The sequence below is a fragment of the Streptomyces sp. SID5464 genome (assembly GCF_009862985.1).
In the GTDB taxonomy this organism is placed as follows: domain Bacteria; phylum Actinomycetota; class Actinomycetes; order Streptomycetales; family Streptomycetaceae; genus Streptomyces; species Streptomyces chartreusis_D.
Window position 1 is genome coordinate 1 of the sequence record NZ_WWIQ01000048.1, and the last position, 24,274, is coordinate 24,274.

The 24,274-nt window shown below is 70.8% G+C and carries 26 protein-coding genes; 12 read left to right on the plus strand and 14 right to left on the minus strand.

The annotated features are described in order from the left end of the window. From GTY47_RS22820 to GTY47_RS22830, 3 genes are all read right to left on the minus strand, one after another. Window positions 1-886, minus strand: an 886-nt coding sequence (locus GTY47_RS22820; protein WP_010047022.1) for an aminodeoxychorismate/anthranilate synthase component II, incomplete at its 3' end; no start/stop codon positions are given. Between the two features lie 30 nt (window positions 887-916). Further along, window positions 917-1,531, minus strand: a complete 615-nt coding sequence (locus GTY47_RS22825) for an antibiotic biosynthesis monooxygenase (protein WP_202458563.1) — start codon at window positions 1,529-1,531, stop codon at window positions 917-919. 90 nt (window positions 1,532-1,621) lie between these two features. Next, window positions 1,622-2,464 carry a hypothetical protein gene (locus GTY47_RS22830; RefSeq protein ID WP_029181668.1) on the minus strand — a complete coding sequence of 281 codons (843 nt, stop codon included), beginning with the start codon at window positions 2,462-2,464 and terminating at the stop codon, window positions 1,622-1,624. Between the two features lie 148 nt (window positions 2,465-2,612). On the opposite strand from GTY47_RS22830, the gene GTY47_RS22835 reads away from it, so the two are divergent. The 5 genes from GTY47_RS22835 to GTY47_RS22855 all read left to right on the plus strand — a co-directional run bounded on the left by GTY47_RS22835 (window position 2,613) and on the right by GTY47_RS22855 (window position 7,641). Then, the gene (locus tag GTY47_RS22835; protein WP_029181669.1) at window positions 2,613-2,972 is read left to right on the plus strand and encodes a hypothetical protein; all 360 of its coding nucleotides are present in this window, start codon (window positions 2,613-2,615) and stop codon (window positions 2,970-2,972) included. Between the two features lie 15 nt (window positions 2,973-2,987). Beyond that, window positions 2,988-4,169: a glutathionylspermidine synthase family protein gene (locus GTY47_RS22840; protein ID WP_010047036.1), complete on the plus strand. Its 1,182-nt coding sequence runs from the start codon at window positions 2,988-2,990 to the stop codon at window positions 4,167-4,169. Between the two features lie 188 nt (window positions 4,170-4,357). Continuing rightward, window positions 4,358-5,806 (plus strand): glycine hydroxymethyltransferase, encoded by a 1,449-nt coding sequence (locus tag GTY47_RS22845; protein ID WP_010047038.1) that lies wholly within the window; start codon window positions 4,358-4,360, stop codon window positions 5,804-5,806. A gap of 101 nt (window positions 5,807-5,907) precedes the next feature. Next, on the plus strand, window positions 5,908-6,921 hold the full coding sequence (gene trpS / locus GTY47_RS22850; protein ID WP_010047040.1) for a tryptophan--tRNA ligase: 1,014 nt from the start codon (window positions 5,908-5,910) through the stop codon (window positions 6,919-6,921). Window positions 6,922-7,062: 141 nt separating this feature from the next. Beyond that, entirely contained in the window at window positions 7,063-7,641 is a 579-nt protein-coding gene (locus tag GTY47_RS22855) for a 2'-5' RNA ligase family protein (protein ID WP_010047042.1), read from the plus strand. 12 nt (window positions 7,642-7,653) lie between these two features. On the opposite strand, the gene GTY47_RS22860 is transcribed toward GTY47_RS22855, so the two are convergent. Then, complete coding sequence (locus GTY47_RS22860; RefSeq protein ID WP_010047047.1) at window positions 7,654-8,409, minus strand: decaprenylphospho-beta-D-erythro-pentofuranosid-2-ulose 2-reductase; 756 nt, start codon at window positions 8,407-8,409, stop codon at window positions 7,654-7,656. A gap of 45 nt (window positions 8,410-8,454) precedes the next feature. Beyond that, window positions 8,455-9,834, minus strand: coding sequence for an FAD-binding oxidoreductase (locus GTY47_RS22865; protein WP_010047050.1), 1,380 nt, complete (start codon window positions 9,832-9,834; stop codon window positions 8,455-8,457). 133 nt (window positions 9,835-9,967) lie between these two features. Between GTY47_RS22865 and GTY47_RS22870 the strand changes: the two genes are divergently transcribed. Genes GTY47_RS22870 through GTY47_RS22885 form a run of 4 tightly spaced genes read left to right on the plus strand, consistent with a single transcriptional unit; the run spans window position 9,968 to window position 12,783 of the window. Continuing rightward, window positions 9,968-10,489, plus strand: coding sequence for a phosphatase PAP2 family protein (locus tag GTY47_RS22870; protein WP_010047051.1), 522 nt, complete (start codon window positions 9,968-9,970; stop codon window positions 10,487-10,489). Continuing rightward, window positions 10,482-11,426 (plus strand): decaprenyl-phosphate phosphoribosyltransferase, encoded by a 945-nt coding sequence (locus GTY47_RS22875; protein WP_010047052.1) that lies wholly within the window; start codon window positions 10,482-10,484, stop codon window positions 11,424-11,426. Before GTY47_RS22870 ends, GTY47_RS22875 begins: the two co-directional genes overlap by 8 nt. Further along, entirely contained in the window at window positions 11,387-11,875 is a 489-nt protein-coding gene (locus tag GTY47_RS22880) for a GtrA family protein (RefSeq protein WP_231911129.1), read from the plus strand. The genes GTY47_RS22875 and GTY47_RS22880 overlap by 40 nt, the downstream gene beginning before the upstream one ends. Next, the gene (locus GTY47_RS22885) at window positions 11,863-12,783 is read left to right on the plus strand and encodes a YihY/virulence factor BrkB family protein (protein WP_010047054.1); all 921 of its coding nucleotides are present in this window, start codon (window positions 11,863-11,865) and stop codon (window positions 12,781-12,783) included. Before GTY47_RS22880 ends, GTY47_RS22885 begins: the two co-directional genes overlap by 13 nt. Here GTY47_RS22885 and GTY47_RS22890 read toward each other — a convergent pair. Continuing rightward, window positions 12,731-14,038, minus strand: a complete 1,308-nt coding sequence (locus tag GTY47_RS22890) for a D-alanyl-D-alanine carboxypeptidase (protein ID WP_010047055.1) — start codon at window positions 14,036-14,038, stop codon at window positions 12,731-12,733. The genes GTY47_RS22885 and GTY47_RS22890 overlap by 53 nt on opposite strands. A 91-nt stretch (window positions 14,039-14,129) precedes the next feature. On the opposite strand from GTY47_RS22890, the gene GTY47_RS22895 reads away from it, so the two are divergent. The 3 genes from GTY47_RS22895 (at window position 14,130) to GTY47_RS22905 (ending at window position 17,758) form a co-directional block, all read left to right on the plus strand. Then, window positions 14,130-14,369 carry a hypothetical protein gene (locus GTY47_RS22895; protein WP_010047056.1) on the plus strand — a complete coding sequence of 80 codons (240 nt, stop codon included), beginning with the start codon at window positions 14,130-14,132 and terminating at the stop codon, window positions 14,367-14,369. Between the two features lie 23 nt (window positions 14,370-14,392). Continuing rightward, entirely contained in the window at window positions 14,393-16,036 is a 1,644-nt protein-coding gene (locus GTY47_RS22900; protein WP_010047057.1) for a metallophosphoesterase, read from the plus strand. Window positions 16,037-16,201: 165 nt separating this feature from the next. Continuing rightward, window positions 16,202-17,758, plus strand: a complete 1,557-nt coding sequence (locus tag GTY47_RS22905) for an ABC transporter substrate-binding protein (protein ID WP_040904207.1) — start codon at window positions 16,202-16,204, stop codon at window positions 17,756-17,758. Between the two features lie 6 nt (window positions 17,759-17,764). Here the strand turns inward: GTY47_RS22905 and GTY47_RS22910 are convergent, their stop codons facing one another. The 8 genes from GTY47_RS22910 to GTY47_RS22945 form a co-directional block, all read right to left on the minus strand. Beyond that, entirely contained in the window at window positions 17,765-18,532 is a 768-nt protein-coding gene (locus GTY47_RS22910; protein ID WP_010047059.1) for a TetR family transcriptional regulator, read from the minus strand. A gap of 17 nt (window positions 18,533-18,549) precedes the next feature. After that, window positions 18,550-19,089: a DCC1-like thiol-disulfide oxidoreductase family protein gene (locus GTY47_RS22915; protein WP_010047060.1), complete on the minus strand. Its 540-nt coding sequence runs from the start codon at window positions 19,087-19,089 to the stop codon at window positions 18,550-18,552. A gap of 12 nt (window positions 19,090-19,101) precedes the next feature. After that, window positions 19,102-19,509 carry a membrane protein gene (locus tag GTY47_RS22920; protein ID WP_010047061.1) on the minus strand — a complete coding sequence of 136 codons (408 nt, stop codon included), beginning with the start codon at window positions 19,507-19,509 and terminating at the stop codon, window positions 19,102-19,104. A gap of 89 nt (window positions 19,510-19,598) precedes the next feature. Further along, window positions 19,599-20,372, minus strand: a complete 774-nt coding sequence (locus GTY47_RS22925; RefSeq protein ID WP_010047065.1) for a hypothetical protein — start codon at window positions 20,370-20,372, stop codon at window positions 19,599-19,601. 85 nt (window positions 20,373-20,457) lie between these two features. Next, the gene (locus GTY47_RS22930) at window positions 20,458-21,078 is read right to left on the minus strand and encodes a Uma2 family endonuclease (protein WP_010047067.1); all 621 of its coding nucleotides are present in this window, start codon (window positions 21,076-21,078) and stop codon (window positions 20,458-20,460) included. A 155-nt stretch (window positions 21,079-21,233) separates the two neighbouring features. Next, on the minus strand, window positions 21,234-22,013 hold the full coding sequence (locus GTY47_RS22935; RefSeq protein WP_010047069.1) for a succinate dehydrogenase iron-sulfur subunit: 780 nt from the start codon (window positions 22,011-22,013) through the stop codon (window positions 21,234-21,236). Next, entirely contained in the window at window positions 22,013-23,767 is a 1,755-nt protein-coding gene (gene sdhA / locus GTY47_RS22940) for a succinate dehydrogenase flavoprotein subunit (RefSeq protein ID WP_010047071.1), read from the minus strand. The genes GTY47_RS22935 and sdhA overlap by 1 nt, the downstream gene beginning before the upstream one ends. A gap of 19 nt (window positions 23,768-23,786) precedes the next feature. Continuing rightward, on the minus strand, window positions 23,787-24,269 hold the full coding sequence (locus tag GTY47_RS22945; protein WP_010047073.1) for a succinate dehydrogenase hydrophobic membrane anchor subunit: 483 nt from the start codon (window positions 24,267-24,269) through the stop codon (window positions 23,787-23,789). Between the last annotated feature and the right edge of the window lie 5 nt (window positions 24,270-24,274).

Consider the following 24,274-nt stretch of genomic DNA (forward strand, 5'->3'; position numbering starts at 1 on the left):
CCATCCCGTCGGCCATCCCGGTGTCGGTGGACTGGTCGGCCCGGCTGGGCCGACGGGACGCTGTGGACGGGTCGGCCCCGCCGGGCCGACCAGGCGCTGCGGACGGATCGGCCGCTCCGGACGGCACGGCACCACCGAACCAGGCGGCCCCGGCCGACCGGATCACCGCTGCCCGGCCCACGGCCGCAGGCCGACCGCCCCTCGCCGACGACCGGGCGACTTTGACCTCGCACTCCGGTACCACCACGCGCCGTCGGACCGCCTCCGGTGCCGGGACCGCCGTGTTCTTCGTCCGCAGCTTGCCGGCCCGCTCCGCGGTCAGGTTGCGGAAGTTCACGAGCATGCGATGGCCGAACTCCGTGAGGACGGACTCCGGGTGGAACTGCACGCCCCACAGCGGCCGGGTGCGGTGCCGCAGTCCCATCAGGACGCCGTCCTCCGCCCAGGCCGTGGCCTCCAGCATCTCCGGCAGCGGCTCGCGCACGGACAGCGAGTGGTAGCGGACGGCGGTGAAGTGCTGCGGCAGGCCCTGGAACAGGTCGCGCTCGTCATGCCGGATCGTGGACAGGTGCCCGTGCCGCGGCACCGGCGCGGGCCCCACCACCCCCCGCTCCCCGAGCGCGATCCCCTGATGACCGAGACACACGCCGAGCACCGGGACCGGGGAGGTCGCGACCAGCCTGGCCGCGATGCCGAAGTCACGCGCGTCCGCCGGGTGCCCGGGCCCCGGGGAGACCACCAGGTTGTCGAACTCCAGGAGATCCGGCACCGCCTCGACCGCGGCGTCGTTGCGGATGACCACCGGCTCCTCGCCGTTGACCCCGGCGATCAGCTGGAACAGGTTGTACGTGTACGAGTCGTAATTGTCGATGAGCAGGGTCTTCACCCGCCCACCTCCCTCTGTTCGTTCGCGGGCCTACGTGGCCCGGCGTTTGTGCCGTCCGCGGAGCGCCTGGAGCGACGGGTACAGCCATTTCCTGAAGAAACGCTGGAGCCGCGGCATGAGAATCCAGGTGACAAGGGCCGTCACGCACAGACACAACAACAACGTGCGGATCAGCGCATTGAGGTCACCGAGATAGGGAAGCACCGTCAGATTGAACAGGAGCACCGGCGGAAAAACCGCGCTCATATTCACGAACCACAGTTTCCATTTCGACGGCGGAGCCGGCGGCGCGGGTGTCAGAGTCTGCGCCTCGAACCAGGCCCGGGGCCCCGGTACCCGCCTGCGCTCCGTCTCCTGGGCGAGCCCGTCCAGCCGGCCGTCCCACTGTGCCCGGGAAGGCGATGCCTCCCAGGCCAGGGCCGAACCCTCGCTGGCGAAGCGATAGACGACATGCCACTCCGCCCCTCCGTCGACAAGTACCCCACCCCCCAGAAACCCCGGTTGCCGCGCGGTCGCGCCCAGCATGGCCCACCCCCAGGAGTGGAAGTCGGCCGCACGGCCCGGCGTCACGCGATAGGCCACGGTGACCGTGACGGGATTACTGGTCACGCCGTCCCATACGGAAAGCGGTTCACCCGCGTTCAAGATTCAACAAACAATTTTCCGATCGTCCGGAAAGTGAAGCTTTCCGGCACGTGGGAAACACCCCGGATCACCTGGGCGTGAGCTCCCCGATCACCTGGGCGTAACCGTGCTCGCGCCCTGCTCGACCGGCGCCTGACCGAACCGCGACAACACCAGCGCCCCGGCCACCGCCACCGCGAAACCGAACACCGCCAGCCAGCCCAGCCCCGGCCGCGTACGGTCCCCGAGCCACACCACGCCGATCAGCGCGGGCGCGACGGTCTCCCCGAGCACCAGCCCGGCGGTCGCCGTCGTCACCGACCCGCGCTGGAGGGCGGAGGTCAGCAACAGGAACGCGGCCCCGCCGCCGAGCAGCAGCGCGTACACCGCCGGGTTCGTGGCGAGCGCACCGGGCGCCAGCCCGTCGATGAGCCGCACCGCCACCTCCACCACCCCGAACCCGAGCCCGGCGCCCAACCCGAGCGCGAGCGCCCGTCCCCGCTCCGGCAACCGCCCGCCCACCGACCCGAGCAGCAGCACCCCGCCCGCCGCCGCGAGCATGGCCCACTTCAGCCAGACCGGCCCGCCCTCGTCGCCCTCCGCACCGGACGCCGACCCCAGCAGCGCGAGCCCGGCGCACACCACCCCCACCGCCGCCCACTCCATACGGCTCAGCCGCACCCCGAGCAGCCGCGCCGCGACCACGGCCGTCACCGCGAGGCTCGCGGCCAGCGCCGCCCCCACGGCGTAGATCGGCACCGACCGCAGCGCGACGATCTGGAGCAGGAAGCCGAGCCCGTCCATCCCGAGCCCGGCCAGATACCGCCACTGCCGCAGCGCCCGCCACAACAGCGCCACGTCCCCGCCCGGGCCGCTCGCCACCGCCCGCGCGGCCATCGCCTGCAACACCGTCGCCGTACCGAAGCAGACCGCCGCATCAAGGGCGCACACCAATCCAAAGATCACAAAACGACAGTAGGGGAGGGGGCGTGAACCGGGGGGTCATGTACGTCCGTTCACACCGGTCTCTAGGCTGGCCGCTCGGCAGTACATGACAGAGACACGCAGTGCACGGGGACACGGGGACACGGGGAGACACGCAATGGCTGAAACACGGCGACGACTGCGCTCCAGCACGGTGGTGCTGGGCGGCATGGGTGTCCTCGCGGCGGCCCTGTCCGCATGCGGCTCCGACCCGGACCGCCGCTGCGTGGACCGGGACAGCTACGACTACATCAACGGCTACAAGATCGTCGCCGACAAGAACTGCAAGTCGGGCTCCTCGTCCTCCTCCTCCGGCAAGGGCCGCAAGAAGACCGGCAAGACCAGCACCACGAACGCCGACTGGTACTACGACGCCGACGTCAGCGGCCGCTACGCCGACAACGGCACCTTCAGCCGCAGCGAGGCCGTCGACCGGGGCGGCTTCGGCTGCTCCGGCTCCGGCAGCGGCGGCGGCTGACCGGGCCGTACGCGCATGGAACGCCGCACCATCACCCCCCGCCCCGGCTGGCAGCAGACCGTCGAGGAACAGGGCCTGATCTACCCCCTCACCCGCTACCCCGACGACTCCCTGCGCCCCTACTGGGACGAAAGCGCCTACTACGCCTTCACCCTCGAGGAGATCGAGGCCCTGGAAGAGGTCGTCGAGGAACTCCACCGCATGTGCCTGGCGGCGGCCGACCACATCGTCACGGAAGACCGTTTCGCGGACCTGGGCATCACCGATCCCCGCGTGGCCCGGACGGTCGCCGAGTCCTGGCACCGCCGTGCCGAACTCCCCTCCGTCTACGGCCGTTTCGACCTCCGCTACGACGGCACCGGCCCGGCCAAGCTCCTGGAGTACAACGCCGACACCCCCACCTCACTGGTCGAGGCCGCGTCCCCCCAGTGGTTCTGGATGGAGGACCGCTTCCCCGGCGCCGACCAGTGGAACTCCCTCCACGAGCGACTGATCGACGCCTGGAGGAAACAGGCCGCCCTCCTCCCGCCGGGCAGCCCCCTGTACTTCGCGTACTCCTCCGCCGACGAACTCGGCGAGGACATGATGACGGTCGCCTACCTGAAGGAAACGGCCGAGCAAGCAGGCCTGGCCACCGACTGGATCTCCATGGAGGAGATCGGCTGGGACCGCCTCTCCGGCCGCTTCGTCGACAACCGCCTCCGCTTCATCCGCAGCATCTTCAAGCTCTACCCCTGGGAGTGGCTCACCACCGACCGCTTCGCCGACCACGTCCTGGACACCCTCGACAACGGCGGCGGCACGGGCACGACCCTCTGGATCGAGCCGGCCTGGAAAATGCTCCTCAGCAACAAGGCACTGCTCGCGATCCTCTGGGAGCTCCACCCCGGCCACCCCAACCTCCTCCCGGCCTACCTCGACGGCCCCCGGGACCTGTCCACGAAGGGCTGGGTGGCCAAGCCCCTCCTGGGCCGAGAGGGCGCGGGCGTCACGATCCACGACCCCGGATCCCCTCCCACCCTCCGCGACGAACCCTGCTGCTACCAGCAACTGGCTCCCCTGCCCGACTTCGACGGCAACCACGTGGTCCTGGGCGCGTGGGTGGTGGAGAACGAGTCGGCGGGCCTGGGCATCCGCGAATCATCGGGCTTGATCACGGACGAGTACGCCCGCTTCCTGCCCCACGTGATCCTTTAGCCGACCCCCGGCAGATGCTCCCCCGCCCCCTCACCGGGTAGGCTGCCCCCGGGCCGTGACTGGCGTGCTGGGATGGGACCGACCATCGGGGAGCGGCCCCCGGACCTGGCTGAACGCCGGGTACCGGAACCGTGCCGTGCGCCTGGGCCGTACCGTGAACGCTGAACGCAACGTCCGGAGGTCCACACATGCCAGCCGAGCCCCTCTCCACCGCTTCCACCGCCTACCGCGCCGCCCTCGACGTCATCCGCGCCGTCGAGCCGCGCGTGGCCGACGCCATCGGCCAGGAGGTCGCCGACCAGCGCGAGATGCTCAAGCTGATCGCCTCCGAGAACTACGCCTCCCCGGCCACCCTCCTGGCCATGGGCAACTGGTTCAGCGACAAGTACGCCGAGGGCACCATCGGCCGCCGCTTCTACGCCGGCTGCCGCAACGTCGACACCGTCGAGTCCCTCGCCGCCGAGCACGCCAAGGAACTCTTCGGCGCCCGCCACGCCTACGTCCAGCCGCACTCCGGCATCGACGCCAACCTCGTCGCCTTCTGGTCGGTCCTCGCCCAGCGCGTCGAGGTCCCGGCCCTGGAGAAGGCCGGCGCCCGCCAGGTCAACGACCTCTCCGAGGCCGACTGGGCGGAGCTGCGCCGCGCCTTCGGCAACCAGCGCATGCTGGGCATGTCCCTGGACGCCGGCGGCCACCTCACCCACGGCTTCCGCCCGAACATCTCCGGCAAGATGTTCGACCAGCGCTCCTACGGCACGGACCCGGCCACCGGCCTCATCGACTACGAGGCCCTGCGCACCTCGGCCCGCGAGTTCAAGCCGCTGATCATCGTCGCCGGCTACTCCGCGTACCCCCGTCTGGTGAACTTCCGGATCATGCGCGAGATCGCCGACGAGGTCGGCGCGACGCTCATGGTCGACATGGCGCACTTCGCCGGGCTGGTCGCGGGCAAGGTCCTGACCGGCGACTTCGACCCGGTCCCGCACGCCCAGATCGTGACGACGACCACGCACAAGTCGCTGCGCGGCCCGCGCGGCGGCATGGTCCTGTGCGACGACTCCCTGAAGGACCAGGTCGACCGCGGCTGCCCGATGGTCCTCGGCGGCCCGCTCCCGCACGTGATGGCCGCCAAGGCGGTCGCCTTCGCCGAGGCCCGCCAGGAGTCCTTCCGCGACTACGCCCAGCGCATCGTCGACAACTCCCGCGCCCTCGCCGAAGGCCTGATGCGCCGCGGCGCGACCCTCGTGACGGGCGGCACGGACAACCACCTGAACCTGATCGACGTCGCCTCCTCCTACGGTCTCACCGGCCGCCAGGCCGAGGCCGCCCTGCTCGAGTCGGGCATCGTCACCAACCGCAACGCGATCCCCGCCGACCCGAACGGCGCCTGGTACACCTCCGGCATCCGCATCGGCACCCCGGCCCTGACCACCCGGGGCCTCGGCACGGCGGAGATGGACGAGGTCGCCGGCCTGATCGACCGCGTGCTCACCACCACCGAGCCGGGCACGACCAAGTCGGGCGCCCCGTCCAAGGCGGCCCACGTCCTCGACGCGAAGATCGCCGACGAGATCAGCCACCGCGCGACGGACCTGGTGGCGGCCTTCCCGCTGTACCCCGAGATCGACCTCGGCTGAAGCGCCCCGTAAGGGGCGCGGGGAACTGCGCGACCTGCCACGACGGGTCCGCAGTTCCCCACCGCCGGAACCACCCGCGGGCCTCTGAGACAATAAGCAACATGGCCTCTGACCGACCCCGCGTGCTCTCCGGTATCCAGCCCACCGCCGGCTCGTTCCACCTCGGCAACTACCTCGGCGCCGTCCGCCAGTGGGTGGCCCTCCAGGAGACCCACGACGCCTTCTACATGGTCGTCGACCTGCACGCGATCACCATCCCGCAGGACCCGAAGGACCTGCGTGCGAACACGCGCCTGGCCGCCGCCCAGCTGCTCGCCGCGGGGCTGGACCCGGACCGCTGCACGCTCTTCGTCCAGAGCCACGTCCCCGAGCACGCCCAGCTCGCCTGGGTCATGAACTGCCTCACCGGCTTCGGCGAGGCCGGCCGGATGACGCAGTTCAAGGACAAGGCCGCCAAGCAGGGCGCCGAGCGCGCCTCCGTCGGCCTGTTCACGTACCCGATCCTCCAGGTCGCCGACATCCTGCTCTACCAGGCGCACGAGGTCCCGGTCGGCGAGGACCAGCGCCAGCACGTCGAGCTGACCCGCGACCTCGCCGAGCGCTTCAACGGCCGTTTCGGCCAGACCTTCACCGTCCCGAAGCCGTACATCCTGCGGGAGACGGCGAAGATCTACGACCTTCAGGACCCGTCGATCAAGATGAGCAAGTCGGCGTCCACGCCGAAGGGCCTCATCAACCTCCTCGACGAGCCGAAGACCACCGCCAAGAAGGTCAAGAGCGCGGTCACCGACACGGACACGGTGATCCGCTACGACGTCGAGAACAAGCCGGGCATCAGCAACCTCCTCACGATCTACTCGACCCTCACCGGGGAGGGCATCGCGGAGCTGGAGGAGAAGTACGCCGGCAAGGGCTACGGCGCGCTCAAGACGGACCTCGCCGAGGTCATGGTCGAGTTCGTGACGCCGTTCCGGGAGCGCACCCAGCAGTACCTGGACGACCCGGAGACGCTCGACTCGATCCTGGCCAAGGGCGCCGAGAAGGCCCGTGCCGTCGCCGCGGAGACCCTCGCCCAGGCGTACGACAAGGTCGGCTTCCTGCCCGCCAAGCACTGAACCCGCTCCCGCGCACGGCCGTACCACCGCACAGCGCTGTACATCACTCCGGTTGCGCCTGCCTGTAACCGGGTCGTGGCCGTACAGTCGATAACCGGGTGGTCGTATCAGCGACCCGCAAACTTAACGACAGGAGACGACGTGGGGACCGTAACGATCGGTGTCTCGATCGCGGTCCCGGAGCCTCACGGCAGCCGGCTTCAGCAGCTGCGCGCGGGCTTCGGCGACGCCGCGGCTCACGGCATCCCCACGCACGTCACCCTGCTGCCGCCGACGGAGATCGACGAGTCCGCCCTGCCGGCCGTCGAGGCGCACCTGACCGAGGTCGCCGCGGCCGGCCGGCCGTTCCCGATGCGGCTGTCGGGGACCGGCACCTTCCGGCCCCTGTCCCCGGTCGTCTTCGTCCGGGTCGTCGCGGGAGCGGAGGCCTGCACGCGGCTCCAGGATCAGGTCCGCGACCCCGCCGGGCCGGTCGCACGCGAACTGCAGTTCCCGTACCACCCCCACGTCACCGTGGCGCACGGCATCGACGAGGCGGCCATGGACCGCGCCTTCGAGGAACTCGCCGGCTACGAGGCCGAGTGGCCGTGCACCGGCTTCGCCCTCTACGAACAGGGCGCCGACGGCGTCTGGCGCAAGCTCCGCGAGTTCCCCTTCGGCGGCTCGGTCGTCCCGCCCCAGGCCGGACACGTGGAGCGCGGCTCGGTCCCGACCTGGTGATCCGCCGGTAGGTCAGATCGGCAGCCGCCGGAACACCCCGCGCGGCATGTGCCGCAGCGCCGACATCACCACGCGCAGCGCGCCCGGCACCCACACCGTCTCCGAGCGGCGCCGCAGCCCCAGCTCGACGGCCGTCGCCACCGCCTCGGGCGTCGTCGCGAGGGGTGCCTCGGGCAGTCCGGCGGTCATCCGCGTCCGGACGAACCCGGGGCGTACGACCATGACGTGCACGCCCGTGCCGTGCAGCGCGTCGCCCAGCCCCTGGGCGAAGGCGTCGAGTCCGGCCTTGCTGGAGCCGTAGATGAAGTTCGCGCGGCGGGCCCGCTCGCCCGCGACGGAGGACATGACGACCAGCGAGCCGTGCCCCTGGGACTGGAGCGAGCGGGCGCACACCAGGCCCGCCGAGACCGCGCCGGTGTAGTTGGTCTGCGCGACCCGCACCGCCGCCTCCGGGTCCCGCTCGTCGCGGGCCTGGTCGCCGAGGAGGCCGAAGGCGAGCAGCACCATGTCGATGTCGCCCTCGGCGAAGACCTTGCCCAGCACGGCCTCGTGGGAGGAGGGGTCGAGCGCGTCGAAGGCGACGGTGTGCACATCGGCCCCCAGCCCGCGCAACCGCCCTGCGGCCTCCTCCAGCGCGGGCGACGGGCGGCCTGCCAGCCAGACCGTGCGGGTACGGCGGGCGATCAGCCGGCGGGCGGTGGCCAGCGCGATCTCCGACGTACCGCCGAGGACGAGCAGGGACTGGGGGAGACCGAAGGCGTCCTTCATGACAGCTCCTAGAGGTTGCCTGGTGTGCCGGTGCCTGTGCCTGCGCTAGAGGCTGAGGCGGCGGGACAGATCGGACGTGAAGACCCCGTGCGGATCCAGTTCCGCCCGCAGCGCCCGGAAGTCGTCCAGCCGTGGGTACATGACCGCGAGCAGTTCCGGGCGCAGCCGGGCGTCCTTGGCGAGGTAGACGCGTCCGCCGGCGGTGGCGACCTCCTCGTCGAGTTCGTCGAGGAACGCGCCGAGGCCGGGCAGGCCCGCCGGGATGTCCAGCGCCAGCGTCCAGCCGGGGACCGGGAAGGACAGCCAGCCCGGGTCGGACTCCCCGAAGCGCTTGAGGACCGCCAGGAAGGACGGGCAGCGGCGCTCCGAGATGCGGCGCACGATGCGGCGCAGGGCGTCCTCCTGGCCGTAGCCGACGACGAACTGGTACTGCACGAAACCGCTCCGGCCGTAGACGCGGTTCCAGTGGGGGACGCCGTCGAGGGGGTGGAAGAAGGCGGAGATGCGCTGGAGTTGGCCGGACCGCGAGCGGGGGGCCTTGTGGTACCAGAGCTCGTTGAAGAGGCCCACGGTCGTGCGGCTGAGCAGGCCCTCGGGGAGGACGGCGGCGGACGGCAAGCGGGGCGTGCGGAAGGACAGCGGGTCCCGGCGCAGGCGGGCGGGGAGGGCGTCCAGGGGGGCGTGGTCGCCGCGGGTGAGCACCGCGCGGCCGGTGGCGGCGCCCCGGGCCAGCAGGTCGACCCAGGCGACCGAGTAGCGGTAGCGCTGGTCGGTGGCCGCCAGCCGGGCCATCAGGTCGTCGAGATCCGCCGCGCGTTCGGTGTCGACCGACATCAGCGAGGTCTGGACCGGCTGGAGCCGGATCGTCGCGGTGAGGATCACCCCGGTCAGTCCCATGCCGCCCGCGGTGGCGTCGAACAGGGGCGTGCCGGGGATCACCGTGCGGATCTCGCCGTCGGCGGTGAGCAGTTCGAGGGCCAGCACGTGGCGCGCGAAGGAGCCCGAGACGTGGTGGTTCTTGCCGTGGATGTCGGCGCCGATCGCCCCGCCGACGGTGACGTAGCGCGTGCCCGGGGTGACCGGCACGAACCAGCCGAGCGGCAACAGCACCTCCATCAGCCGGTGCAGGGAGACGCCCGCGTCGCACAGCACGGTGCCGCCGTCTGCGTCGATCGCGTGGACGCGGTCCAGGCCCGTCATGTCGAGCACGGACCCGCCCGCGTTCTGCGCCGCGTCCCCGTACGCCCGTCCCAGGCCCCGGGGGATCCCGCCGCGCGCCCCGCAGTCGCGGACGGCCGCCGCGGCCTCCTCGTACGTCCGCGGGCGGATCAGCCGGGCGGCGGTGGGAGCGGTGCGGCCCCAGCCGGTGACGGTGGTGTGGTCCAGGCCCGTGACGTCCGGGACGGAATCGGTGTCGGCAGACATGTTCGTGACCGTATCGCCCCCATGTGAGCTATTAGTTAGAGAACATGGCAGCCCTCCCCGAAACGGGTGATTAATGGGATGTCGCTCAATATTGCCGGAGTTCAGGCCAGGTGGGCGTGAACAGTGAGTCCACATGGACGACCTCGACGACCTGCACGACATGGACCACCGGATCGTTTCGGCGCTCAGGGCGTGCGGCACCGACCCGCGCGTGGCAGGCGCCGCACGCGCCCTGTCCTGGGCGGGTGAGCACGCGGCGCTGTGGCTGGCGGCGGGGCTCGCCGGAGCCGCCGTCGACGGCAGGAGACGCGGCGCCTGGCTGCGCGGGACGGCGCTCACCGCGGGGGCGCACCTCGTCAGCATGGGGGTGAAGCGGGTCGTGCGCCGCCCGCGCCCCGCACACGTCGAGCCCCTGGTGCGCACCGCCGGCCGGCACTCCTTCCCCAGCTCGCACGCCACCTCCGCCGCTGCCGCCGCCGTCGCCTTCGGCGCCCTGGGAGCGCGCGCCGTCCCGCCGCTCGCCGCCGCCGTGTGCGTCTCGCGGCTGGTGGCGGGCGTCCACTACCCCTCGGACGTCGCGGCGGGCGCGGCCCTCGGCGCGCTCACGGCCCGGCTCGGCGCCCGCTGGATGAAGGGAGCGGCCCACCATGACTGAGACGGCCATCCTGCGGCAGCGCGGCCACGAGGAGCGGCCCGCGGCACCCCGCAAGGGCGGTCTCCTGGCCGGCCTCCTCCGGACCGCGCGTCCCAAGCAGTGGGTGAAGAACGTCCTGGTGGCCGCCGCCCCGGCGGCCGCCGGCGAGCTCTTCTCCCGGCACGCCCTGATCCAACTCGCCCTCGTCTTCCTCCTCTTCACCGCCTGCGCCGCCGCCGTCTACCTCGTCAACGACGCCCGAGACGCCGACGCCGACCGCGTCCACCCCACCAAGCGGCACCGCCCGGTGGCCGCCGGGCAGGTCCCCGTGCCTCTCGCCTACGCCGTCGGCGGCGGCCTCGCCGTCCTCGCGCCCGCCGCCGCGCTCTGGGTCTGCTCCCCGGCCGTCGCCGCCCTGCTGACCGCCTACCTGGGCATGCAACTGGCCTACTGCGTCAGCCTCAAGCACGTCCTCGTCGTCGACCTCGTCGTCGTCACGACCGGCTTCCTGATGCGGGCGATGATCGGCGGGCTCGCCCTCGGCATCCCGCTGTCGCGCTGGTTCCTGATCACGACCGGCTTCGGCGCGCTGTTCATGGTGTCGGCCAAGCGCTACTCCGAAGCCGTGCAGATGGCCGGAACGGCGGGCGCCACACGCGCGTTGCTCACCGAGTACACCACCGGCTACCTCCGCTTCGTCTGGCAGCTCGCCGCCGGTGTCGCCGTCCTCGGCTACTGCCTGTGGGCCATGGAGGAGGGCGGCGTCCCGCACACCAGCGTGCTGCCCTGGCGGCAGCTGTCCATGGTCGCCTTCGTCCTCGCGATCCTCCGGTACGCCGTCTTCGCCGACCGCGGCACGGCAGGCGAACCCGAGGACGTCGTCCTGCGCGACCGGGCACTCGCCCTCATCGGCCTGGTATGGGTGGCGATGTACGGCCTGGCGGTGGCCAATTGGTGACCACGCGCGCGTGGTCGGGCCCCACGGCCCCCTGCCGCCGTGAGCTCCTGGGTTTCGCCGCCGTCGGTCTCCTCGCCTACGCCGTCGACCTGGCCCTCTTCACATGCCTGCGCGGGCCCGCCGGACTCGGCCCGCTCACCGCGAAGGCCCTGTCCTTCCTGGCCGCCTGCTCGGTCGCCTATGCGGGCAACGCCCTCGGCACCTACCGGAACACGCGGGTCCGGGGCCTGCGCCCGTACGCCGTCTTCTTCCTGGTGAACCTCGCCGGGGCCGCCGTACAACTGCTGTGCCTGGCCGTCAGCCACTACGGCCTCGGACTCACCTCGCAGCGCGCGGACACCGTCTCCGGCGCGGTCATCGGCATGGCACTGGCCACGATTCTGCGGTTCTGGGGTACCCGTACATGGGTCTTCCGGGCGGAGGGCAGAGTCGGATCATGGACTGGCTGAAAAGGCTCCCGGTCGTCGGGCCGTTCGCGGAGCGGCTGATGATCACCCACGCGTGGCGGTCGTACGAGCGACTGGACCGCGTGAAGTGGACACGGCTGGCCGCCGCGATGACCTTCACGAGCTTCGTCGCGCTGTTCCCGCTGCTGACGGTGTCCGCCACCATCGCCGCCGCCACGCTCAGCACGGAGCAGCAGCACAAGCTGCAGGACAAGCTCGCCGAGCAGGTGCCCGGCATCTCCGACCAGCTGGACATCGCAGGCCTGGTGGACAACGCCGGCACGATCGGCCTCATCGCCGGCGCCCTGCTGTTCTTCACCGGCGTCAGCTGGGCCGGCTCGATGCGCGAGTGCCTGCGCGCGGTGTGGGAGCTGCCCGCCGAGGAGGAGAACCCGGTCCTGCGCTACGCCAAGGACGCGGGCGTCCTGATCGGCCTCGGCGGCGCGCTCCTCGTCACCATCGCCGCCTCCACCGTCGCCTCCGCGATGATCGGCTGGATCACCCGGCACCTGGGCATCGACGAAGGCGGCTGGAGCGGAGTCCTGCTGCACATCGCCGCGTTCCTGATCGCCGTACTCGCCGACTTCCTGCTCCTGCTCTACGTCCTGACACTGCTGCCCGGCGTGGAGCCCACGCGTCACCGTCTGCTCGTCGCGGCGCTGACCGGCGCGGTCGGCTTCGAGCTGCTGAAGCTGCTGCTCAGCGGCTATTTGCAGGGCGTGGCCGGGAAGAGCATGTACGGCGCGTTCGGCGTGCCCGTCGCGCTGCTGCTGTGGATCAACTTCACCTCGAAACTGGTGCTGTTCTGCGCCTCCTGGACGGCGACGCAGAGCAAGGAGGAGGACGAAGTCCCGGGCGTCACGGGCGAGTCCGGCGGCGCACCAGATCCGGCAGCGGCCAACGGCGGTTGACCAGGAACGCGCCGCCCGCGAGCAGTACCAGCACCCCGCCGGTGATGCCGAGCGCGATACCGATGCCGCTGGAGCCGTCCGCGGCCGGGGCGCTGGCCACCGGCTTCGAACCGGTCCCGGCCGTGCCGCCCGCGCCGCTCCCGGAGCCGCCGGACTCACCGGAGGGGTTCACGCCGGGCTGGGAACTGGCCTGCGCGGCGCTCTTCGGCGGCACCAGCTCGCCCACCGGCTGCACCTTCCCGGCGGCCTTGAAGCCCCAGTCGAACAGCCGCGCGGTCTCCTTGTAGACCTCGTTGTGCTCCGGCTTCTGGGGGTTCATCACGGTCACCAGCAGCACCTTGCCGTCCCGCTCGGCGACACCGGTGAAGGTGGCGCCCGCGTTGGTGGTGTTGCCGTTCTTGACGCCGGCGATGCCCTGGTAGACGGGCAGGTCCGCGTCGCCGCTCAGCAGCCGGTTGGTGTTCTGGATCTCGAAGGACTCGCGGACCGTCTTGCCCTTCTTGCCCTTCTTCGTCTGGCCCGGGAACTTCGCGCGGACCGTCGAGCAGTACTCCCGGAAGTCCTTCTTCTGCAACCCCGAGCGCGCGATCAGCGTCAGGTCGTACGCCGACGAGACCTGCCCCTCGGCGTCATAGCCGTCCGGGCTGACGACGTGCGTGTCGAGGGCCTGGAGCTCCTCGGCGTGCTCGTTCATCTCCTTGACGGTGTTGTCGACGCCCTTGTTCATCGCCGACAGCACGTGCACGGCGTCGTTGCCGGAGCGCAGGAAGACGCCGAGCCACAGGTCGTGGACGGTGTAGGTCTCGTCCTCCTTTATCCCGACCAGGCTGGACCCCGAGCCGATGCCCGCCAGGTCGGCGGGGACGACCTTGTGCTTGGACGTCCTCGGGAACTTCGGCAGCAGCGTGTCCGCGAACAGCATCTTGAGCGTGCTCGCGGGGGCCAGCCGCCAGTGCGCGTTGTGCGAGGCCAGCACGTCACCGGACTCGGCGTCGGCGACGATCCAGGAGCGGGCGCTCACGTCCTTCGGCAGCACCGGCACGCCGCTCGCGAGGTTCACCTGCGTGCCCGGCTGTCCGAGCCGGGCGCCGCCCACGGTCGACATCGACGCCGGGGGAGTGGCCGACGGGCTCGCCGACGGACTGCCCGAGGGGCTCGGGGCCGCGACGGCGGCGGGCGCGGCCAGGGCGAGGGACGACAGGACGGCGGAGGTGACCAGCAGGTATCGCCTGGCGGTCTTCTTCGGTGCGGGCACGGTCGGAAACGTACATGCAGTACGCAGGGAAGTCCCGCCTGCGCCCCCACCCCGCGAACGGAACCGGACACGCTCTGGCGATACTGGGTGCATGAAGCTCAGCCGCCCCGTCTCCTGGTTCCTGCTCGCCTTCGGGGTGTGGAGCTGGGTCATCTGGATCACTTTCGTCAAAAACCTCGTCAAGGACAGCAGTGGGCTCGCCTTCGACGACGGTCATCCCACGGCGTACTTCTGGGTGCACCTGCTGCTCGCTGTCGTTTCCTTCGTATTGGGGACGGCCATCGGGGCCATCGGGTTGCGTGGTCTGCGCGCACTGCGCCGGACGTCATAACGGCAATCGGGAGACACGACACCGTGGCCATCGTCTTCGTACTCGTCGCAACCCTCGTCCTGGCCGTCATCGTGACGGCCAACTGGTACGTGTGGCGACGCCTCTTCCGCGACACGACCCGCGGCCCGGGCCTCACCCGCCGCGCGGGCGCGGCCCTGATCGCCGGCGGCTGGCTCCTCGCGATCACGGCCCTGGTCGCCGAACGCACCGGCGTCCCCTTCTGGCTCCAGCAGGTCCTCGCCTGGCCGGGCTTCCTGTGGCTGGCCCTGTCGATATACCTGCTGCTGGCGGTCGTGGCGGGAGAGTTCGTACGGCCGCTGCTGCGGTGGTTCCTGGCGCGGCGGGCGAGGACGAAGGCGGCGGGCCCGGAGCACGGGCCGGTGGTGACGGCGACTGGTCCGGGGACGGACCGCGGCACCGGCGTGCCTGGCGGAGTGACGGCTTCCGCGACAGCCGCCGGTTCACCGGGGGAGGGCGTCGCTGGTGCGCGCGGCGGAGCGACGGCCTCGGCGACTGCGACCGTGCCGCAGGCGGACGGTGCCGGGATGCCCGGCGGGACGACTGCTTCGGCGACGACGGCGGCTGGGGAGCGGGCGGAGAGCGACGCCGGCGTGCGAAGCGGAGTGACGGCCTCGCCGGAGGCCGGGCCACGGCCGGACGTTGCCGGTGTGCCTGGCGGAGTGACGGCTTCGACGACGGCGGCCGTGCCGCAGGCCGAACGCGCCGGGGCGCCCGGCGCCGGTGCGTCCGGCGGTGCGGTTACCGCTTCCGCCACCGCCCCGCACCCCCAGGACGACCCCGCCCCCGCCACCCCCGACACCACCGTCTCCACCCCCACCGGCCCGTCCCGCCGTCTCTTCGTCTCCCGGGTCGTCGCCGGGGCCGCCGCGGCCGCCGCTGTCGGGACCGTGGGGTACGGGACGTACGGCGTGCTGCGTGGGCCCAAGGTGAAGCGGGTCACCGTGCCGCTGGCCAAACTGCCGCGCGCCGCGCACGGGTACCGGATCGCCGTGGTCAGCGACGTACACCTCGGCCCGGTCCTGGGCCGCGGCTTCGCACAGAAGGTCGTCGACACGATCAACGCGACCCAGCCCGACCTGATCGCGGTCGTCGGCGACCTGGTCGACGGCAGCGTGAAGGACCTTGGCCCCGCGGCGGCCCCGCTGGCCCAGCTGAAGGCCCGTCACGGGTCCTACTTCGTCACCGGGAACCACGAGTACTTCTCCGGCGCCGAGCAGTGGGTCGAGGAGGTCCGCCGCCTCGGCCTCACCCCCCTGGAGAACGCCCGCAGGGAGATGCCGTACTTCGACCTGGCCGGGGTCAACGACGTCGCAGGCGAGGACGAGGGCCAGGGCCCCGACTACGCCAGGGCCCTCGGCGACCGGGACACGGCACGCGCGTGCGTGCTGCTCGCCCACCAGCCCGTGCAGATCCACGACGCCGTCGAGCACGGCGTCGACCTCCAGCTCTCCGGCCACACCCACGGCGGCCAGCTCTGGCCCGGCAACCTCATCGCGGCCGCCGCGAACCCGACCGTCGCGGGCCTGGAGCGCTACGGCGACACCCAGCTCTACGTCTCACGCGGCGCGGGCGCCTGGGGCCCGCCCACCCGGGTGGGGGCACCGTCGGACATCACCCTGATCGAGCTGGCGTCGCGACAGGCCTGACCCTGTGAGAGCGCTGTGAAACCGGACGGAAACGCCCATCGGTAAGTTCTTTCCCAACTCGTCAGATCTCCCTTCCGCCAGCTCAAACACCTGTGATTGGGTGAGGCCGCCACAAAGGGGTGTGGCACTGGCACAAGGGCCCACGGGCCTGGGAGGGCAAGGCCGATGCGATCGGTTCGCATGCGGATACTCGCGGGACTGCTCGTCCTGGCGGCAGCGGGGGTGGGCGCCTGGCAGCTCGTGCCGTCGAAGAAGGACGGCACGACCATCACGGTCGGCACGACGGACGCCGTCACGTCGCTCGACCCGGCCGGCGCCTACGACGCCGGTTCCTGGGCGCTGTTCAGCAACGTCTTCCAGTCGCTGCTCACCTTCGCCCCGGGCGGCACCGCACCCGTACCCGACGCGGCCAGGAGCTGCGCGTTCGCCGACGGCGACCTGACCACGTACCGCTGCGAACTGCGCTCCGGCCTCACCTTCCCGAGCGGCCGGAAGATGACCGGCGAGGACGTGAAGTACTCCTTCGACCGGATCATGAAGATCAACTCCCCGGTCGGCCCGGCCCCCCTGCTCGACACCCTCCGTTCCGTGGACGCCGACGGGCTGACCGTCACCTTCCACCTGTCCTCGCCCGACGCCACGTTCCCGTTCAAGGTGGCGACCGGCGCGGGCTCGATCGTCGACCACACCGCGTACCCGGCCGACAAGCTGCGCACCGGCAGCGGTGTCGACGGCACCGGCCCGTACACCCTGACCTCCTACACGAAGGACGCCTCGGCGGTCCTCGCGCCCAACAGCCGCTACCAGGGTGCCGTCAAGGGCGGCGCGGGCCGGCCCGTCGAACTGCGCTACTACCCCACCCCCGCCGCCCTGGACGCCGCGTGGCAGGACAAGCGCGTCGAGGTCACGACCGACCAGCTGCCGCCCGCGGTCCTCGCCGGCCTGAACCCGAGCGATCCCGCGCAGCGCGTCTTCGAGTCGGAGAGCTCCGAGACCCGCAACCTGTACTTCAACACCCGTGCGGGCAAGCCCCTGCACGACCCGAAGGTCCGGCAGGCCATGGCCTGGCTCATCGACCGCGAGCGGCTGGCCGCCAACGTCTACGACGGCACCGTCGACCCGCTGTACTCCCTGATCCCGGCGGGCCTCACCGGGCACACCGCCTCATTCTTCGACGACTACCCGCGCCAGGACCCGAAGAAGGCACGGCAGCTGCTCACCCAGGCCGGCGTGACCCTGCCGGTCCGCTTCACCTACGGCTACGCCAAGGGCCGTGGCGCCGGTGCGCAGGAGGCCGCCGAGATCAAGCGGGAGCTGGAGGCGAGCGGCCTGTTCAAGGTCACCCTCAAGGGCTACGAGTGGACCGACTTCCAGAAGCGCTGGGCGAGCGGCAAGCTCGACGCGTACGCCGTCGGCTGGGTCGCCGACTTCCCCGACCCGGACACCTTCGGAGCCGCGCTCGTCGGTACCGGCAGCGCCATGAAGACCGGCTACAGCAGCAAGACCGTCGACCGGCTCATCCAGGACAGCCAGCGCTACGCCGACCGCGGCGAGGCCGACCGGGACTTCCAGTCGGTGCAGCAGACCGTCGCCCAGGACGTGCCGGTGCTGCCGCTGTGGCAGGCGAAGGAGTACGTCGTCACCACCGAGGACATCGGCGGCGGCCAGTACCTGTCGGACGGCACGGGCGTGTTCCGCCTCTGGAGCCTCACGCGGCTCTAGGGAGCCTCACGCCGCTCCAGGGCCGGTGCTCTGGGAGTCGGTCCGGCGCGCGGCCGGGTCCGGGATCGCCCGGGTCATCCCCGGCAGGAAGTCCGTGAACAGTTCGTGCACCTCGCGCACCAGCGGCCGCAGCACCCGGAAGCGGGCCAGTGCGACTCCACGCGCGGTGAGCCGGGCCCCGCGCTCGGCGAGCCGGTAGCTGCGTTCCCGGCCCTCGGTCCGGTCGAAGATCCAGTACAGGACGAGGCCCATCTGGGACAGCCACATCAACTCGGGCAGGATGTCCCGCAGTTCCTCGGCCACCTTGGTCTTCGTCGCCCCGGCCAGCACCTCCCGGTGGACGCTGATGGCCTCCTCACGCGCGTGCTCCGACTCCGGGGAGAAGGGGCTGAGCGGGCTGTCCGGATCGGCGGCGTTCTTGAAGAACTGCACCGCGAACTCGTGGTACGGCGCGGCGATGTCCAGCCACGCCCGCAGCACACCCGCGAGCCGGGCCTCCAGATCGCTCTCCCGGTCCAGGATCTCCCGGACCGCCACCTGGTGCTCGGCGGCGATCCGGTCGTAGAAGCCCTGGATCAGGTGCTCCTTGCCCTCGAAGTAGTAGTACGCGTTGCCGACGGAGACCCCGGCCTCCTTGGCGATGGCCCGCATCGTCGTCTTGTCGTAGCCGCGCTCCTGGAACAGCCGCATGGCCGTCTCCAGGATCAGGGCGCGGGTCTGCTCGGACTTGGTCGGGGTGGCGCCGTCGTCGGGGCCGTCGTTCTTCGCGGACACGGGAAGAGAGCCTAACGTCAGCGCCCCGGCGCCCGGCGAGGGGCGCAGGTGCCGTCGGCGCAGCCCGGCGCGGTGTAGGTCCAGCCGAGGTCCGGGTGGTACGCCCACCCGTCCGCCCGCCGGTACACCCGGCCGCCCCACTGAGCCTGGCCCCACTGCGCCCCGCCTCCCGGCGCCCTGCCTCCCTGCCCCCGGTTCCACTGCGCGCCGCGCCACTTGGCGGCGGCCAGCACCGCGCCCCTCGCGAGCCGGGCGCCGGACGGGGTGCTGAGCCGGTGGGCGAGCGGACGGTGCTCGCGCAGCGCCCACAGGGTGACGATCCAGGCGGCGGGGCCCCGGTAGACCTGCCCGGCGTCGCCGACGACGGTGATCTCGTCGAGGGTGGCGCCGTGGTCGAGGCCGGGAAACCGCCCCCGGGCCTCCTCGGAACCGGCCGGGACCAGCTCCAGCGGCACCAGCTTCGGTTGCCGCAGGAGCCAGTCCCGCAGGAACGCGCACAGGGAGCACTCGGCGTCGTACAGGACGGTGAGCCGGCGGACCGGTGCGGTGGCGTTCATGCCGCTCTCCGCTCAGGCCTGCGCCTGCGGGGCGGCCCAGCCCTGCGGCGGCACCGGCGGTACCTGCTCGCGCTCCATGGCACCGCGCCGCCGGATCCGGTTGAGCACGTAGACGTTGCCCAGGTGCATCACGCCGAGGACCAGCAGCACCACGCCGACCTTGGTCGACAGGGCCTCGAAGACGCCGCGCGTGTCGGTGATGGTCTCGTCACCGCTCAGATACAGCGCGACGAACCCGAGGTTGACGAGGTAGAAGCCGACCACCAGGAGGTGGTTGACGGCGTCGGCGAGCTTCTCGTTGCCGTGCAGTACGTCGGCGAGGAAGATCCTCCCGTTCCGGCTGAGCGTGCGGGCCACCCAGATGGTCAGACCGATGCTGACCAGCAGGTAAATGACGTAGGCGATGACCGTGCGGTCCATTGCCCCCACCCTTCTTGAACACGTTCAAAACGCTGTCGGGGATGACTCTAGACCTGTTTTTGAACATGTTCAACACGTGGGCCGGCCCCTCAGGCCGCGCAGCCCCCGATCCTCCGCGTGCTCAGCGCGATGTCGTCCAGCCGGACCTCGTACGACGACGGGCTCGGGTCCGCCTGGTACAACTGCCAGCCCAGCTTGAGCTGTTCGAAGGCAGGGAAGACGAACGGACCGGACGTACCGCCGTGCTGGTCGGTTGAGACGGTCAGGTCGGGCTGGGGTACGCCGTCGAAGTAGACCGTGACGCGGTTGTCCCTGGCGTCCAGATGGAACTCGACGCAGCTCCACTTACCCGCCGTCGCCGGCGCGGAGGTCTTCCACGCGGTCCAGTCCCCGGTCGGTCCGAGGTCGGAGCCGACACCGTAGAAGTTGCGCTTCTCCGTGGGCACGTACTGGCCGCCGAGCGGACGGACCAAGGTCGGGGAGTCCCGGCCGGAGGCCTCCGCAAGGGTCCAGTGCGCCCAGTCGGGGGCGGTCGGGAACGCGTCCACCCTCAGCCGCATCCGGGCCCAGAAGCTGTTGCCGGGGGGAGCCAGGTGTGGGAACACCAGGAAGGCGCGGCCGTTGCCCTCGGTGCGGATGCGGAGTTCACGGCCGTGGCCGGTGGAGGCGCGGGTGACGGTCAGTGTGCCGTCGGAGGTGTCCGAGGTCCAGTCGCGGCCTTGGGCGACCGGGCCGAGGGGGAGGCGGTCGAAGCTCTCCCGGGCGAGGACCGGGGAGGGTGCCGCCGAGGCGGTGGGGGATGCCGTGAGCAGCGCGGAAGCCGTGGCCAGCAGCGCTGCGGCGGCCCTTCTGAGGTATGCCATGCGGCAGTCTGGCCACGGGAGTTACAGCCGTGACAGGTGCCGAGCCTTAAGTGGCCGGTCACGTTCCGTTTCTGTCCGGATCGGGTCACGCGACCTTTTTCGCTTGGCCTGCCTTCAGGATTTCAGCAACGTCCAAGGTGACCTTGGCGCCGATGGAGTCGGGGAGGGTGACGATCTCGCCAGGGGCGTGAGGACGGTGGTTCTCGTACCCATTCCCGGCCGGGTCGGTGAGGACGTGAAGGCGCTGGTGCTTGCGGTCGACGATGACGTAGACGGGCACCTTGGCGTCGGCGTAGGCGGCGACCTTGGTCTTGAGGTCGTCCTTCCAGTTCCCGGAGGTGACCTCCAGGACGAGACGGAAACAGGCCGGGTCGTACGCGTTGTTCTCGACGAAGTGGTCGTCGATGTCGGCGTCCACCACCACGAGGTCCGGGATGGCGTAGTCCTCGGCGCCGGTGGGCAGCCAGAGCCCGACGTTCTGAAGGACCTCGGTTTCGCCGTCGTCCAGTCCTGCCGCGATGAACGGGCGCATGAGCTTGGTCAGTGCACGGGCGTGGGGAGCATCCGAGGACGGGGTCACGAGGAGATGGCCTGCGATGATCTCGACGCGGTAGCCCGGATGGCGCTCCATGATCTCGTCGGCGATGGTCGTCAGGGTGACCGGCTCTTCTTGGTGGAAGGGCTGCTCGACGGAAGCTGCGGACATCAGGTGCCTCCTGGGGGCTGGTGTCGAGAGCATCATCGTAGGTCGGACGACGTCATTGCGTCCTTCGCAGCCATGTTCACCCGTGAGTGTGGCATATGCCCGAGGGCCCTGTTTCCAGCGGAAACAGGGCCCTCACAGCCGTACGGCAGACGGCCTCAGTAGCGGCGCGTGATCAGCGCTCGCTTCACCTCGGCGATCGCCTTCGTGACCTCGATGCCGCGCGGGCAGGCGTCCGTGCAGTTGAAGGTCGTGCGGCAGCGCCAGACGCCGTCGCGGTCGTTGAGGATCTCCAGGCGCTGTTCGCCCGCCTCGTCACGCGAGTCGAAGATGAAGCGGTGCGCGTTGACGATCGCGGCCGGGCCGAAGTACTGGCCGTCGTTCCAGAAGACCGGGCACGACGTGGTGCAGGCCGCGCAGAGGATGCACTTCGTCGTGTCGTCGAAGCGCTCGCGGTCCTCGGCCGACTGCAGACGCTCGCGCGTGGGCTCGTTCGTGTCCTTCGTGATGAGGAAGGGCATGACGTCCCGGTACGCCTGGAAGAACGGCTCCATGTCCACGACCAGGTCCTTCAGGACCGTCAGGCCCTTTATGGCCTCGACCGTGATCGGCTTCTCGGGGTTGATGTCCTTGATCAGCGTCTTGCAGGCAAGGCGGTTCTTGCCGTTGATCCGCATCGCGTCCGAGCCGCAGATGCCGTGCGCGCAGGAGCGGCGGAACGTCAGCGTGCCGTCGAGGTCCCACTTGATCTTGTGGAGGGCGTCGAGGACGCGCTCCTTCGGGTCGATCTCCAGCTGGAAGTCTTCCCAGCTGGCCTCCGCCGCGACCTCCGGGTTGAACCGGCGGATGCGGAAGGTGACCGTGATGTAGGGGGAGTCGGCGAAGCCGGGCTCGGGCTTTCCGGCCGCGTCCGACTTGTCCAGAACGGGGGTAGCCATCAGTACTTACGCTCCATCGGCTGGTAGCGGGTCTGGACGACCGGCTTGTAGTCGAGACGGACGGTTTCGGAGCCGTCGGCGCCGACCTCGCGGTACGCCATGGTGTGCCGCATGAAGTTGACGTCGTCGCGGTTCGGGTAGTCCTCGCGGTAGTGACCGCCGCGGGACTCCTTGCGGGCGAGCGCGGAGACCGCCATGACCTCGGCGAGGTCGAGCAGGTTACCCAGCTCGATGGCCTCCAGCAGGTCCGTGTTGAACCGCTTGCCCTTGTCCTGGATCGAGACGTTCTTGTAGCGCTCGCGCAGCTCCGCGATCTTCTCGACCGCCGTCTTGATGGTCTGCTCGGTGCGGAACACCATGACGTTGGCGTCCATGGTCTCCTGCAGCTCACGGCGCAGCGTCGTCACGCGCTCGGTGCCGGTGGAGTCACGCAGCCGCTCCACCTGCTCCATCACGAACTCGGCCGGGTTCTCCGGCAGCTCGACGAAGTCCGCCGTCTGGGAGTACTCGGCCGCGGCGATGCCGGCCCGCTTGCCGAAGACGTTGATGTCCAGGAGCGAGTTCGTGCCGAGGCGGTTCGCGCCGTGCACCGACACGCAGGCGACCTCGCCGGCCGCGTACAGGCCCGGGACGACGGTGGTGTTGTCCGCCAGGACCTCACCCTCGACGTTCGTCGGGATGCCGCCCATCGCGTAGTGCGCGGTGGGCTGGATCGGGATCGGGTCCGTGTACGGCTCGATGCCGAGGTACGTCCGCGCGAACTCCGTGATGTCGGGCAGCTTGGCGTCCAGCTGCTCCGGCGGGAGGTGGGTGAGGTCGAGGTAGACGTGGTCGCCCTCGGGGCCGCAGCCGCGGCCTTCCCGGATCTCCGTGTAGATGGAGCGGGACACGACGTCACGGGACGCCAGGTCCTTCATGACCGGCGCGTACTTCTCCATGAAGCGCTCGCCGTCCTTGTTGCGGAGGATGCCGCCCTCACCGCGGGCGCCCTCCGTCAGGAGGATGCCCATGCGCCAGATGCCGGTCGGGTGGAACTGGAAGAACTCCATGTCCTCCAGCGGGATGCCCCGGCGGTAGACGGCCGCCTGGCCGTCACCGGTCAGCGTGTGCGCGTTTGACGTCACCTTGAAGAACTTGCCGCAGCCGCCGGACGCGTAGATCACGGCCTTCGCCTGGAAGACGTGGATCTCGCCGGTGGCGAGCTCGTAGGCCACCACACCGGCCGAGCGCTTCACGCCGTCGACCTCGGTGATCAGCTGGTCCAGGACGTAGAACTCGTTGTAGAACTCCACGCCCTCCTTGACGCAGTTCTGGTACAGCGTCTGGAGGATCATGTGGCCGGTGCGGTCGGCCGCGTAGCAGGAGCGGCGGACCGGGGCCTCGCCGTGGTTCCGGCTGTGACCGCCGAAGCGGCGCTGGTCGATGGTGCCGTTCGGAGTGCGGTTGAACGGCAGGCCCATCTTCTCCAGGTCGAGGACGGAGTCGATGGCCTCCTTCGCCAGGATCTCGGCGGCGTCCTGGTCGACCAGGTAGTCACCGCCCTTGACCGTGTCGAAGGTGTGCCACTCCCAGTTGTCCTCCTCCACGTTGGCCAGCGCGGCGGCCATGCCGCCCTGCGCGGCGCCCGTGTGGGAGCGGGTGGGGTAGAGCTTGGTGAGCACGGCGGTGCGGCTGCGCTTCGTCGACTCGATGGCGGCGCGCATACCGGCGCCACCGGCGCCGACGATGACGGTGTCGTACTTGTGGATCTTCATGATTTTCGCAGCCCCGTGCCTAGCGGATGTTCGGGTCGAAGGTGAAGATCACCAGCGTGCCCAGCAGGATGGTGAACACCGTGGCGGTGTAGAGCAGGCCCTTGAGCCACAGCCGGGTGTTCGCGCGCTCCGCGTAGTCGTTGATGACCGTGCGCAGGCCGTTGGCGCCGTGCAGCATCGCGAGCCACAGCATCAGCAGGTCCCAGACCTGCCAGAAGGGGCTCGCCCAGCGGCCCGCCACGAAGGCGAAGCCGATCTTGGACACACCGCCGTCCAGCACCAGCTGGATCAGCAGGTGGCCGAGGACCAGCACGACCAGCACCACGCCCGACAGGCGCATGAACAGCCAGGCGGCCAGCTCGAAGTTGCCCCGGGTGGACTTCGGGGTCTTCTTGGTGCGCTTGCGCGGGGCCTCGATGAAGGGCGCGGGGTTGTCGACGGTGTAGACGGCGCCACCCTCGACGGGGCCGACGCCGGCGGCGGTCTTCTCAGTCGTGGACATTGGCG